Below are 12,882 nucleotides of genomic sequence, written 5' to 3' on the forward strand. Positions count from 1 at the left end.
GTCGCGCGCACCGGTCCCGGGCCGGTGGGGACCGGTCCCGCGCGATGGCGGGGCCGGTCCCGCCGGGGCGACTTGGGTGGCCGGGCGGCGGCCCCGGTGCCTCCGCGCTGTGCGGTCGTCGGTCCGGCCACGTGGTCGCCTCCTGCGTGTGAGCGGGCCGCGTCAGCGGGCCCGGTGTGCCGCGATCGCCTCGTGGACCATGGCCACCAGCAGTTCGTCGGCGTCCCGACGGCCGAACTCGGCCGCCGCGCGGGACATCTCGTACAGCCGGTGCGGGTCCGCGAGCACCGGGAGGACCTGGCTCTGGACCCATTCGGGGGTCAGTTCCGCGTCGTCGACGAGCAGGCCACCGCCGGCCTTGACCACCGGCTGGGCGTTGAGCCGCTGTTCGCCGTTGCCGATCGGCAGCGGTACGTAGGCGGCGGGCAGCCCGACGGCGGAGAGTTCGGCGACGGTCATCGCGCCCGCACGGCACAGCATCATGTCGGCGGCGGCGTACGCGAGGTCCATCCGGTCCACGTACGGTACCGGGATGTAGGGGGGCATCCCGGGCATGTTGTCGACACGCGGCAGTTCGTTCTTCGGGCCGACGGCGTGCAGGATCTGGATCCCGGCGCGCTGGAGGGCCGGGGCGACCTGCTGGACCACCTCGTTGAGGCGGCGGGCGCCCTGCGAGCCGCCGGACACCAGGAGGGTCGGCAGCGTCGGGTCCAGGCCGAAGGCCGCGCGGGCCTCGGGTCGGACGGCGGCCCGGTCCAGGGTGGCGATGGTGCGGCGCAGCGGGATGCCCACGTAGCGGGCGTTGCGCAGCTTGCTGTCGGGCGTGGAGACCGCGACGGCGGCCGCGTACCGGGAGCCGATCTTGTTGGCCAGGCCGGGGCGGGCGTTGGCCTCGTGGACGATGATCGGCACACCGAGGCGCTTGGCGGCCAGGTAGCCGGGCAGGGCCACGTAGCCGCCGAAGCCGACCACGCAGTCGGCCTTGGTCCGCTCCAGGATCTGCTCGGCGGCCTTGATGGTGCCGCGCAGCCGCCCGGGGACGGTGATCAGTTCCGGGGTGGGCTTGCGGGGCAGCGGAACGGCGGGGATCAGCCCCAGTTCATAGCCCCGCTCGGGCACCAGACGGGTCTCCAGACCGCGTTCCGTGCCGAGGGCCGTGATGCCCACGGTCGGGTCCTGCCTGCGCAGGGCATCCGCGAGGGCGAGCGCCGGCTCGATGTGGCCGGCGGTCCCCCCACCGGCGAGTACGACATGCACCGAAATTCACCGCTCTCCGGACGGGCGCTTCTTGTCGCGCCGTCTCATCGACTTCCATCTCAGCCCGGCCCGCTTCCAGCCGGTTCCCGGCCGCCGCATCGCGAGCGCCGCGCGCGCGGCCGGCTCCTCCCGCGCGAAGGCGATGAGCAGTCCGACCGCGAACATCGTCGGAAGCAGGGCGGACCCCCCGTAGGAGAACAGCGGGAGCGGGACCCCGGCGATCGGCAGCAGACCGAGCACCGCACCGATGTTGATCACGGCCTGGGCCGTGATCCAGGTGGTCACGCCTCCCGCGGCATACCTGACGAAGGGGTCTTCCGTACGTCCGGCCACGCGGATACCCGCATAGCCTAGAGCCGCGAACAGGGCGAGTACCGACAGCGTCCCCGCCAGTCCCAGTTCCTCCCCGGTGATGGCGAAGATGAAGTCGGTGTGGGCTTCGGGCAGTTGTCCCCATTTTTCCACACTCGCGCCCAGTCCCGAACCGAACCAACCGCCGGAGGCCAGGGCGAAGATCCCGTGCACGGCCTGCCAACAGTCCCCTTCGGGGCCGAGGTCGGTGGCGCCGATGCAGGCGAGCCGTTCCATGCGGTGCGGGCTGGTCTTGATGAGGACCGCCCCGACCACCGCGGCCAGTCCGAGCACCCCGGCGAAGAGCCGGGTGGGGGCGCCCGCCACCCACAGCAGGCCGAACAGGATGGCCGTGAGCACGATCGCGGTGCCCATGTCCCCGCCCAGCATGATCAGGCCGAGCAGCAGGAAGGCCACCGGGACCAGGGGCACCAGGAGGTGCTTCCACTGGCTCAGCAGCTGCTTGTCGCCCTTGCGGGCCAGCAGGTCGGCGCCCCAAAGGATCAGGGCCAACTTGCCGAACTCGCTGGGCTGGAGCATGAACGGGCCGCCCAGCGAGATCCAGTTCTGGTTGCCGTTGATCGAGACCCCTATCCCGGGGACCTGGACCAGCGCCATCAGGAAGACCGTGGCGGCCAGCGCGGGGTAGGCGAGGGCGCGGTGCAGCTTCACCGGCATCCGGGCCGCCGCGAGCAGCAGCACGGCGCCGATCGCGGCCGCCAGGAACTGCTTCTGGAAGAAGTACGAGGCGGACAGGCCCAGCTGGAGGGCTTTGATCATCGAGGCGGAGTACACCATGATCAGCCCGAGCACCGTGATCAGCAGCCCACTGCCGAAGATCAGGTAATACGCGGTCAGGGGCCGGTCCCAGGTCCGCTTCAACTGCCGGTAGTTGCGCCGGTACCGCTCCAGCGGCCCGCGCCCGGAGGGGCCACGGGGCCGCGAGAACCTCGGTGCCCGCACCGGGCGTCTGCGCCCCCGGGGCTTCGGCGGGGAGGACCCCCGGTCACCGTCCACCGCCACGCGCTGCATGTCTGTTCCCCTCCACTCGTACGAGCAGCCGGCGGGACAGACCCCGCCCGGACCTACGCGTCCTCGGCGGCCAGTTCGCGGACGGCCTCGGCGAACGCGTCACCGCGACGGCCGTAGTTCGCGAACATGTCCATCGAGGCGCAGGCCGGGGCCAGCAGGACCGTGTCGCCGGGCTCCGCGAGGCGGGCCGCCTCCCGGACCGCCGCGGCCATCGCCCCAGTGTCGGTCCGGTCGAGGTCCACCACCGGGACCTCCGGGGCGTGTCGCGCCAGCGCTTCCCGGATGAGGGCGCGGTCCTGACCGATGAGCACGGCCGCCCGCAGCCGCTTCGCGGAGCGCTCGGCCAGCTCGTCGAAGGAGGCGCCCTTGGCCAGGCCGCCGGCGATCCAGACCACCGGCTCGTAGGCGGCCAGGGAGGCTTCCGCGGCGTGGGTGTTGGTGGCCTTGGAGTCGTCGACGTAGGTGACCCCGCCGACCTCGGCCACGTGCGCGATCCGGTGCGCGTCGGGGCGGAAGGAGCGCAGGCCCTCGCGGACCGCCTTGGGGGCCACGCCGAAGGCGCGGGCCAGGGCGGCGGCCGCCAGGGCGTTGGCGATGTTGTGCGGGGCGGGCGGGTCCACGTCCTCGACGGAGGCGAGTTCCTGGGCGTTCTTCTGCCGGTTCTCGACGAACGCCCGGTCCACCAGGAGCCCGTCGACCACGCCGAGCATGGAGGGGCCGGGGGCGCCCAGGGTGAAGCCGATGGCCCGGCAGCCCTCGACCACGTCCGCCTCGACGACCAGGTCCTCGGTGGCCCGGTCGGCCACGTTGTAGACGCAGGCCACGGTGTTGCCCTCGTAGACGCGGCCCTTGTCGGCTGCGTACGCCTCCATGGAGCCGTGCCAGTCGAGGTGGTCGGGGGCGAGGTTCAGCACGGCCGCGGAGTGGGCGCGCACCGAGGGCGCCCAGTGCAACTGGTAGCTGGACAGCTCCACGGCCAGGACGTCGTACTCCTCGTCGCCGAGGACCACGTCGATGATCGGGGTGCCGATGTTGCCGACGGCGGCGGTGCGCAGTCCGGCGGCGCGCAGGATGGCGGCGAGCATCCGGGTGGTGGTCGTCTTGCCGTTGGTGCCGGTGACGGCCAGCCACGGGGCGGGCTCGCGGCCGTCGAGGCCGCGCAGCAGCCAGGCGATCTCGACGTCGCCGACCACGTCCACGCCGGCCTCGGCGGCGGCCCGGAAGAGCGGGCCGTCCGGCTTCCAGCCGGGCGAGGTGACGACGAGTTCGGTGCCCTCGGGGAGGGTCTCGGCGTCGCCCAGGCGGGCCCGGACGCCCAGGGGGGCGAGTTCGGCGGCGCGTTCGCGCTGGGCGTCTCCGTCCCCGGCGTCGACGACGGTGACGACGGCGCCGAGGCCGGCCAGGGCGCGGGCGGCGCTGATGCCGCTCACGCCGAGGCCGGCGACGGTGACGTGCTTGCCCTGCCAGTCCTGCGTGGTGCTCACTTGTCGGCTGCCCATCCGGCGTAGAAGAGACCGAGGCCCACGATCACGCACATGCCCTGGATGATCCAGAACCTGACCACGACCAGGACTTCGGACCACCCCTTGAGTTCGAAGTGGTGCTGGAGCGGGGCCATGCGGAAGACGCGCTTGCCGGTGAGGCGGAAGGAGCCGACCTGGATGACCACGGACATGGTGATGAGGACGAAGAGGCCGCCCAGCAGCGCGAGCAGGAGCTCGGTGCGGGAACAGATGGCCAGGCCCGCGAGGGCGCCGCCGAGGGCCAGGGAACCGGTGTCGCCCATGAAGATCTTGGCGGGCGAGGTGTTCCACCACAGGAAGCCGAAGCAGGCGCCCATCAGGGCGGAGGCCACGATGGCGAGGTCGAGCGGGTCGCGGACCTCGAAGCAGGCGGCCGGGTTGGTGAGGGTCTGCGCGTTGGCGCAGGACTCCTGGTACTGCCAGACGCCGATGAACGTGTAGGCGCCGAAGACCATGACGGAGGCGCCGGTGGCGAGGCCGTCGAGGCCGTCGGTGAGGTTCACGCCGTTCGACATGGCGAGGATCATGAACAGGGCCCAGATGACGAACAGCACGGGGCCGATCTGCCAGCCGAAGTCGGAGACCCAGGACAGTTTGGTGGAGGCCGGGGCGAGCCCGCGGGCGTCCTTGAACTGGAGGGCGAGCACGGCGAAGGCCACGCCGACGATGAGCTGTCCGGCCATCTTGGCCTTGGCCCGGAGGCCCAGCGAGCGCTGCTTGACGATCTTGATGTAGTCGTCGAGGAAGCCCACCAGGCCCATGCCGGCCATCAGGAACAGCACGAGCAGGCCGGAGTACGTCGGCTGGCTGCCCGTGATCAGCTTGGTCAGCCCGTACGCGGCGAGGGTGGCCAGGATGAAGGAGATGCCGCCCATGGTGGGCGTGCCCTTCTTCCCGGCGTGGCCGCGGGGGCCGTCGTCGCGGATGAACTGGCCGTAGCCCTTGCGGGCCAGCAGCTTGATGAGCAGCGGGGTGCCGACGATCGTCAGGAACATGCCGATGACACCGGCGAACAGGATCTGCCTCATCGGCCGGAGACCTCGCCCTCGGCAGCGCCGTCGAGGAGCGCGGCCGCGACCCGCTCCAGCCCGGCCGACCTGGAAGCCTTCACCAGCACGACGTCTCCCGGGCGCAGTTCACTGCGCAACAGGTCGACCGCCGCCTGTGCGTCGGACACGACCACCGACTCCTCACCCCACGAACCCTCGTTATAGGCGCCCAGTTGCAGCCAGGAGGCTTCCCTGCCCCCGACCGCGACGAGCTTGCTCACGTTGAGCCGGACGGCGAGCCGTCCGACCGCGTCGTGCTCGGCGAGCGAGTCGTCCCCGAGCTCGGCCATGGGACCGAGCACCGCCCACGTCCGTCCCCCCCGTTCCCTGGCGGCTCCGCCCATGGCGGCGAGTGCGCGCAGGGCGGCCCGCATGGACTCGGGGTTCGCGTTGTAGGCGTCGTTGACGACCGTCACGCCGTCGGCCCGCTCGGTGACCTCCATGCGCCAGCGGGAGAGCGTGCCCGCTCCGGAGAGCGCGGTGGCGGTCTCCTCGACGGACATGCCCAGCACATGGGCGACGGCGGCCGCGGCGAGCGCGTTCGACACGTGGTGCTCACCGTACAGCCGCAAGGTCACCGCGCTGCACCCGGTGGGTGTGTGAAGCGTGAAGGAAGGTCGTCCGTCGGGCGTCAGGCGCACGTCCTCGGCGCGTACTTCGGCCTCCGGGTCCTCTCCGAAGAAGACCGTGCGGGCCTTCGTGCGGGAGGCCATGGCGCGGACGAGCGGGTCGTCGGCGTTGAGGACGGCCACGCCGCCCTCGGCCTCCGCGGGCAGGGCCTCGACCAGTTCGCCCTTGGCCAGGGCGATCTGTTCGCGGCCGCCGAACTCGCCGATGTGGGCGGTGCCGACGTTGAGGACCAGTCCGATCCGCGGCGGGGTGAGGCCGGTGAGGTAGCGGATGTGGCCGACGCCGCGGGCGCCCATCTCCAGGACGAGGTGCCGGGTGTCCGCCGTCGCGCGCAGCGCGGTGACGGGCAGGCCGATCTCGTTGTTGAGGTTGCCCGGGGTCCACACGGTGGGCGCGTGGTGCTGGAGGACCTGGGCGATCAGGTCCTTGGTGGAGGTCTTGCCGGCGGAGCCGGTGAGGGCCACCACGTCGGCGCCGATCCGGGAGACCACGGAGCCGGCCAGGGCGCCGAGGGCGGCGACCACGTCGGGGACCACGATCGCGGGCACGCCGACGGGGCGGGTGGCCAGGACGGCGGTGGCCCCTGCGGCGACGGCGCGCTCGGCGTAGTCGTGGCCGTCCACGCGCTCGCCGGCGAAGGCCGCGAACAGGCTGCCCTGTTCGACCTCGCGGGAGTCGTAGACCACGGCCCCGGTCACCAGGGCGGACGGATCCGGTATGTCGTGGAGCTGCCCGCCGGTGATGTCGGAGATCTCGGCGAGGGAGAGGGCGATCACGGGGTCACCTCGGCCTGTCGGGCGTGCTGTTGCAGGGAGTTCTCGATCGCGGTGCGCAGCACCTCGCGGTCGTCGAAGGGCCGGACCGTGCCGTTGGTGTCCTGGCCGAGTTCGTGGCCCTTGCCGGCGACGAGCACGGTGTCGCCGGGCTCGGCGCGGGCCACGGCGGCGGCGATGGCGGAGGCGCGGTCGGCGTCGAGGAGGACCTCGCCGCGTTCGGCGGCGGGCACCGAGGCGGCGCCTTCGAACATGGCGGCCAGGATGGCCAGCGGGTCCTCGGAGCGCGGGTTGTCGGAGGTGAGGACGGCGGTGTCGGCGAGCCGGGCGGCGGCGGCGCCCATGGGGCCGCGCTTGGTGGTGTCGCGGTCGCCGCCGCAGCCGATCACGATGTGCAGGCGGCCCTCGGTGACCTTGCGGAGGGCGCGGAGCACCGATTCCACGGCGTCGGTCTTGTGGGCGTAGTCGACCACGGCCAGGTAGGGCTGGCCCGCGTCCACCTTCTCCAGGCGGCCGGGGACGCCGGGGACGGCGGCCACGCCGTCGGCGGCGGTCTGCGGGTCGATGCCGGCGGTGGCCAGGGTGACCACGGCGGCCACGGTGTTGGCCACGTTGAAGGGGCCGGGCAGGGGGGCGGCGGCGCTGATCCGCTGCCCCTCGGGGCCGAGGAGGGTCAGGGTGGAGCCGACGGGTCCGGTGACCACGTCCTCGGCGCGCCAGTCGGCGGCGGGGTCGCCCTCGGCGGAGAAGGTGACCACCGGGATCGTGGCCTCCTTGGCCAGCCGGCGACCGTACTCGTCGTCGAGGTTGACCACGCCGACCCTGGCCCGGCGCTCGGTGAAGAGCTGGGCCTTGGCCTGGTAGTAGTCCTCCATGCCGGAGTGGAACTCCATGTGCTCCGGGCTGAGGTTGTTGAAGACCGCCACGTCGAAGACGCAGCCGTCGACGCGGCCGAGGACCAGGGCGTGGCTGGACACCTCCATGGCCACGGCCTCGACGCCGCGTTCGCGCATGACGGCGAAGAGGGCCTGGAGGTCGGTGGCCTCGGGGGTGGTGCGCTCGGACTTGATCCGCTCGTCGCCGATCCGCATCTCGACGGTGCCGACGAGGCCGGTGGTCCGGCCCGCGGCGCGCAGTCCGCCCTCGACCAGGTAGGCCGTGGTGGTCTTGCCGGAGGTGCCGGTGATGCCGAGCTGGAGCAGGTCGCGGCCGGGCCGGCCGTAGATCTCGGCGGCGAGGTCGCCCATCCGGCCGCGCGGGTCCTCGACGGCGAGGACCGGCAGTCCGGTGGCCGCGGCGCGTTCGGCGCCCGCGGGGTCGGTCAGCACGGCCACGGCGCCGAGCGCGGCGGCCTGGGCGGAGAACTCCGCGCCGTGGACGCGGGCTCCGGGCAGGGCCGCGTAGACGTCGCCGGGGCGGACCGCGCGGGAGTCGTGGGTGATGCCGGTGACCAGGTCCGGGGCCGGTCCGTTCGGGGCGCCGGTGGGCGTGGTGCCCAGCAGGCCGGCCAGGTCGCCCAGGGGGATCGGGCGCGGGGTGGCGGGCCGGGGAACCCCCGGCGGCGCTGCCGGGGTGTCCTTCTGGGCGGTTCTGGGCTGATCAGCGTGGGGCACGGCGGTGAGCGTACCGGGCGTTCCGGGCCCGCCGGGAATCGAGGGCTCGGGAGTACGGCGGTTCCCGGGGTCCTGGGTGATCGTGGTCACGGTGGCGCCTTACGGGGTGAAGGTGACGGGCAGCCCGGCGGGAGCGGACCCGGTGGGCGGGATCTGGAGGGTCTTGAGCGCGAACTCCATGACCTTCTTGTAGATGGGGCCGCAGATCTGGCCGCCGAAGTAGCTGCCCTTGGTCGGGTTCTGGATGGCGCAGTAGACGGTGAGCCGGGGGGAGTCGGCGGGGGCGAAGCCGGCGAAGGAGGCGGTGTAGCCCTTGTAGCGGCCCGTGGCCGGATCCACCCGGTTGGACGTGCCGGTCTTGCCGCCGACGCGGTAGCCGGGGATGCGGGCCTTGGTGCCGGTGCCCTCCTGGTCGTCGACGACGGATTCGAGCATCTGGGCGAGGGTCTTGGCGGTGCCCTCGCTGATCACGCGGGTGCGGTGGGGTTCGGGGGCGGGCAGGAACCGCCCGTCCGGACCCTTGGTGCCGCGGACCAGGGTGGGTTCGATGCGGACCCCGCCGTTGGCGACGGTGGAGTACACGGAGGCGGCCTGGAGGGCGTTGACGGACAGGCCCTGGCCGAAGGGGATCGTGTACTGCTGGGAGGTGGACCAGTCGCGGGGCTTGGCGAGGAGGCCGCGGGACTCGCCCGGGTAGTCCAGGCCGGTGGGGTCCCCGATGCCGAACTTCTTCAGGTAGTAGTACAGGACGTCGTTGGCGTCGGACTGGGTCTTGCCGAGCTGTCCGGTCGCCAGGATCGTGCCGATGTTGCTGGACTTGGCGAGCACCCCGTTGAGGGTGAGGTACCAGGTCGGGTGGTCGATGTCGTCCTTGAAGAGGCGGTCGCCGCGGTGCAGCCGGTTGGGGACGGTGACCCGGGTGAGGGGGTTGGCGGCCTTCTCCTCCAGGACCGCGGCCATGGAGATGACCTTGGCGGTGGAGCCCGGTTCGTACACGTCCTGGAGGGCCGCGTTGCCCATGGCGGCGGACCGGGCCTTGGTGAGGTCGTTGGGGTCGAAGCCGGGGGCGTTGGCCATGGCGAGGATCTCGCCGGTGCGGGTGTCCTGGACGATCACGTAGCCGCGGTCGGCCTTGGAGGCGGTGACCTGCTCGGTGATGGCGTTCTGCGCGGCCCACTGGATGTCGCGGTCGATGGTCAGCTCGATGTCGGAGCCGGGCACGGCGGGCTTCTCGCGGGAGCCCGCGGTGGGCACCCGGCGACCGCCGGACTGGGCGTAGCGCAGTTCGCCGTCCTGGCCCGCGAGCTTCTCGTCGAGGGCGGACTCCAGGCCGCCGGCGCCCTTGCCCTCGGAGTTGACGTACCCGATCATCCCGGCGGCGAGGGTGCCGTTGGGGTAGACCCGCTTGCTGCTGGGCTCGTTGAAGACGCCGGCGAGGACGTTGGCCCCGGGGCCGTTGCCGCGCTTGTCGTCCCGGGCCTTGTCGGCGAACGCCTTCTTGAGGTCCTTGATCTGGTTCCAGACCTGGGGGGTCTGGCGGCGGGCCAGGACCACGTACTTGGTGTGGGGGGTCCGCAGCCGGGCGGTCAGTTCCTTCGGGTCCTTGCCGAGGATGGGTCCGAGGAGCGCGGCGGCCTGCTCGGGGGCGTCCGGGGCCTTGCTCTCCTTGGGGGTGAACATCGTCGGGTCGGCGGTGATGTCGTACGCGTCGACGCTGGTGGCCAGGGCGATCCCGGAGCGGTCGGTGATCCGGCCGCGTTCGGCGGCGAGGGTGTAGGTCGCGTAGCGGTTCTTCTCGGCCTGGGCGGAGTACTCGGAGGCGTCCACCGCCTGGACCTGGAGGAGCCGGACGACGAAGGCGAGCATGACCAGGGTCAGGCCGATGCCCACCAGGCGGAGCCGGGGGCGGGGGCTGCCCAGGGTGATGCCCGCGGGGCGGGTCGCGGGGCGGCGGCCGCCGGGCCGGGCCCGTTCGGTGCCGCGCGGACGGCCGGGTCCGGGGACCGTGCGGCGGCGGGGGGTGTCCCGGGGGCTCACCGCGTCCCCTCCGCACGCGGGGCGACCGGGGGTCGCCCGGCCTGGGTCGCCCGGGCGGGGCGGGGCGGTTGCTGGGCGGTCACGTCGTCACCTGCCGGGGTTCGGGGTGGGTTTCGCGTCGGGGGCGGCGGACGGGCCGGTGGGGGCGGCCGGTGCGGACGGGACGGGGGCCGGGCGGGCGGAACCGCTCGCGGCGGGCGCGGAGGCGGTCGGGGCCGGGGAGCCGGCGACGGCCGGGTCGGCGGCGTGCGGCGGGGCGGCGGGGCCCGCCGCGGCCGGTTCGGCGGGCACGGGCGGCGGGGCGGAGGCGGTGCTCGCCACCCCGTCGACCTTGCCGTCGGGGCGGAGGAAGACCGGGCCGCCGCCGGGGACCAGGCCCAGCTCGCGGGCGCGGCGCTCCAGGGCGTCGGGGGCCGAGTAGGCGTCCACGTCGCGCTGGAGGGCCTGCTGCTCGTCGGTGAGGGCGGTGGTCTCCTTCTTCAGCTTGCTGAGGTGGAAGGAGCCCTCGTTCAGGGCCGAGTTCAGCAACAGCAGGGTGATCAGTCCGCCTGCCAGCAGGACGACCACCAACAGGACGAACGGGGTGCGCGCGGGCCCGGCGGGACCCGCGGGCCGGGCCCGGAGCACCCCCCCGAGGCGGCCGCCGCGCGTGGGCACGGCCCCTTTGGTCACTCGGCCTCCCGGTGCTCCGGTCGCTCGGGCTCGGTCACAGCTCCTCCTCGCGGATCCGCTGGACCCCGCGGAGGCGGGCCGGGGCGGCGCGCCGGTTCTCGGCGACCTCCTCCTCGGTCGGCAGTTCCGCGCCGCGGGTCAGCAGCTTCAGCTTGGGCTGGTACTTCTCGGGCACCACCGGGAGGCCCGGCGGGGCGGTGCTGGTGGCTCCCGCCGAGAAGACCTGCTTGACCAGCCGGTCTTCCAGGGAGTGGTAGGAGAGCACGGCGATGCGGCCGCCGACCGCCAGGGCCCGCACGGCCGCGGGCACGGCCCGCTCCAGGACGGACAGCTCGCCGTTGACCTCGATGCGCAGGGCCTGGAAGGTGCGCTTGGCCGGGTTGCCGCCGGTGCGCTTGGCGGCCTGCGGGAGGGCGTCGCGGATGAGCTCGACGAGCCGGGCGCTGGTGGAGAAGGGCTCCTTCTCGCGTTCGCGGACCACGGCGGACACGATCCGCTTGGCCTGCTTCTCCTCGCCGTAGGCGCGCAGGATGCGGACCAGTTCGCCCGGCGGGTAGGTGTTGAGGACCTCGGCGGCGCTGATGCCGGTCGTCTGGTCCATGCGCATGTCCAGCGGGGCGTCCTGCGCGTAGGCGAAGCCGCGGTCGGCCTCGTCCAGCTGCATGGAGGAGACCCCGAGGTCGAACAGGACGCCCTGGACCTTCGGAACGGACAGGCGGGCCAGGACCTCGGGGAGCTCGTCGTAGACGGCGTGGACCAGGGTGGCCCGGTCGCCGAAGGGGGCGAGCCGCTCGCCGGAGAGGCGCAGGGCCTCCTTGTCCCGGTCCAGGGCGATCAGTCGGGCTTCGGGGAAGCGGGTCAGCAGGGCCTCGCTGTGGCCGCCGAGGCCGAGGGTGCAGTCGACGACCACCGCACCGGGCCTCTCCAGCGCCGGGGCCAACAGGTCCAGGCACCGCTGGAGCATCACCGGGACGTGTCGGGTCTCGCTCATGCGCCCTCTCAGACAGTGGCGCGACCTGCGCGATACGCGCCGCGCACGGGGGTGTTCGGGACCGGGCGGGGGCCGAGGCCCGGGCCGCGGCCGGTTCGCGCCACTTTAGTCCACGGGTCGGCCCGGTCAACGAACCGGCCCGCGTGCCGTGCGGGCTCCGGGTCCGCACGGGCAAAAGCCGCTTATCACCCGTTCGACGGCGTAACTCGCCCACGTGTGGGTCAGCTCACACCAAAGCCGGAGCCCGCTCTTTGTCCGCCCCGGCCCCTGGTCCGGCCGGGCCCGCGCCGTACGGTCGTGGACATGACCGCTCCCGCCGCCCCGTCCGCCGACTCCCCCACCGGGACCGGCTCCGTCACCGACCGGCTGCTGGCGGCGAACCGCCGCTACGCCGCCGCCTTCACCGACCCGGGCACGGACGCCCGCCCGGTCCTCGGCGTGGCCGTGGTCTCCTGCATGGACGCCCGGATCGACCTGCACGCCGCACTCGGCCTCCGGCTCGGCGACTGCCACACCATCCGCAACGCGGGCGGGGTCGTCACCGACGACACCATCCGCTCCCTCACCATCAGCCAGCGCGCGCTCGGCACCCGCGCCGTGGTCCTCATCCACCACACCGGCTGCGGACTCGAGTCGCTGACGGAGGACTTCCGGCACGAACTGGAGGACGAGGTGGGCCAGCGCCCCGCCTGGGCCGTGGAGGCCTTCCGGGACGTGGACCAGGACGTCCGGCAGTCCCTGCAGCGCGTCCGGACCTCCCCGTTCCTCCTCCACGTCGATGACGTGCGAGGCTTCGTCTTCGACGTGAGCACGGGCCTGCTCCGGGAGATCGATCCCCGTTCCTGAGTGACACGGGGGCGTTCCGCCGTCAAGAATGCGGTGTGACGCCCCCGGGGAAACGAATCCCTTTCGGCCGGTGTCCGCAGTTTTTTCGGGGTGGGCCGGTCATGCGCA

The 12,882-nt window shown here is 73.2% G+C and carries 10 protein-coding genes; 1 reads left to right on the forward strand and 9 read right to left on the reverse strand.

Going from position 1 to position 12,882, the window contains the following annotated elements; genetic code table 11:
• Window positions 1-162 precede the first annotated feature (162 nt).
• From murG to rsmH, 9 genes are all read right to left on the reverse strand, one after another.
• Entirely contained in the window at window positions 163-1,257 is a 1,095-nt protein-coding gene (gene murG / locus ABTZ17_RS15795) for an undecaprenyldiphospho-muramoylpentapeptide beta-N-acetylglucosaminyltransferase (RefSeq protein WP_352196178.1), read from the reverse strand.
• 6 nt (window positions 1,258-1,263) lie between these two features.
• Window positions 1,264-2,640: a putative lipid II flippase FtsW gene (ftsW, locus tag ABTZ17_RS15800; protein WP_352196179.1), complete on the reverse strand. Its 1,377-nt coding sequence runs from the start codon at window positions 2,638-2,640 to the stop codon at window positions 1,264-1,266.
• Window positions 2,641-2,693: 53 nt separating this feature from the next.
• Entirely contained in the window at window positions 2,694-4,124 is a 1,431-nt protein-coding gene (murD, locus tag ABTZ17_RS15805) for a UDP-N-acetylmuramoyl-L-alanine--D-glutamate ligase (protein ID WP_502994693.1), read from the reverse strand.
• The gene (gene mraY / locus ABTZ17_RS15810) at window positions 4,121-5,191 is read right to left on the reverse strand and encodes a phospho-N-acetylmuramoyl-pentapeptide-transferase (protein ID WP_352196181.1); all 1,071 of its coding nucleotides are present in this window, start codon (window positions 5,189-5,191) and stop codon (window positions 4,121-4,123) included. Before mraY ends, murD begins: the two co-directional genes overlap by 4 nt.
• Complete coding sequence (locus tag ABTZ17_RS15815; protein WP_352196182.1) at window positions 5,188-6,618, reverse strand: UDP-N-acetylmuramoyl-tripeptide--D-alanyl-D-alanine ligase; 1,431 nt, start codon at window positions 6,616-6,618, stop codon at window positions 5,188-5,190. The genes mraY and ABTZ17_RS15815 overlap by 4 nt, the downstream gene beginning before the upstream one ends.
• Entirely contained in the window at window positions 6,615-8,318 is a 1,704-nt protein-coding gene (locus ABTZ17_RS15820; RefSeq protein WP_352196183.1) for a UDP-N-acetylmuramoyl-L-alanyl-D-glutamate--2,6-diaminopimelate ligase, read from the reverse strand. Before ABTZ17_RS15820 ends, ABTZ17_RS15815 begins: the two co-directional genes overlap by 4 nt.
• A gap of 9 nt (window positions 8,319-8,327) precedes the next feature.
• Window positions 8,328-10,265, reverse strand: coding sequence for a peptidoglycan D,D-transpeptidase FtsI family protein (locus tag ABTZ17_RS15825; RefSeq protein WP_352196184.1), 1,938 nt, complete (start codon window positions 10,263-10,265; stop codon window positions 8,328-8,330).
• Between the two features lie 87 nt (window positions 10,266-10,352).
• The gene (ftsL, locus tag ABTZ17_RS15830) at window positions 10,353-10,922 is read right to left on the reverse strand and encodes a cell division protein FtsL (protein ID WP_352196185.1); all 570 of its coding nucleotides are present in this window, start codon (window positions 10,920-10,922) and stop codon (window positions 10,353-10,355) included.
• A 49-nt stretch (window positions 10,923-10,971) separates the two neighbouring features.
• Complete coding sequence (gene rsmH / locus ABTZ17_RS15835; RefSeq protein ID WP_352196186.1) at window positions 10,972-11,928, reverse strand: 16S rRNA (cytosine(1402)-N(4))-methyltransferase RsmH; 957 nt, start codon at window positions 11,926-11,928, stop codon at window positions 10,972-10,974.
• Between the two features lie 303 nt (window positions 11,929-12,231).
• Between rsmH and ABTZ17_RS15840 the strand changes: the two genes are divergently transcribed.
• A complete protein-coding gene (locus ABTZ17_RS15840; RefSeq protein WP_352196187.1) occupies window positions 12,232-12,774 on the forward strand; it encodes a beta-class carbonic anhydrase in 543 nt (180 codons plus the stop codon).
• Window positions 12,775-12,882: the final 108 nt, after the last annotated feature.

The sequence above is a fragment of the Streptomyces sp. NPDC097619 genome, assembly GCF_040302735.1.
In the GTDB taxonomy this organism is placed as follows: domain Bacteria; phylum Actinomycetota; class Actinomycetes; order Streptomycetales; family Streptomycetaceae; genus Streptomyces.

Coding starts and splice junctions, on each gene's coding strand:
- ftsW (WP_352196179.1), bottom strand. CDS start 2,640: ATGCAGCGCGTGGCGGTGGACGGTGACCGGGGGTCCTCCCCGCCGAAG.
- mraY (WP_352196181.1), bottom strand. CDS start 5,191: ATGAGGCAGATCCTGTTCGCCGGTGTCATCGGCATGTTCCTGACGATC.
- rsmH (WP_352196186.1), bottom strand. CDS start 11,928: ATGAGCGAGACCCGACACGTCCCGGTGATGCTCCAGCGGTGCCTGGAC.
- ABTZ17_RS15840 (WP_352196187.1), top strand. CDS start 12,232: ATGACCGCTCCCGCCGCCCCGTCCGCCGACTCCCCCACCGGGACCGGC.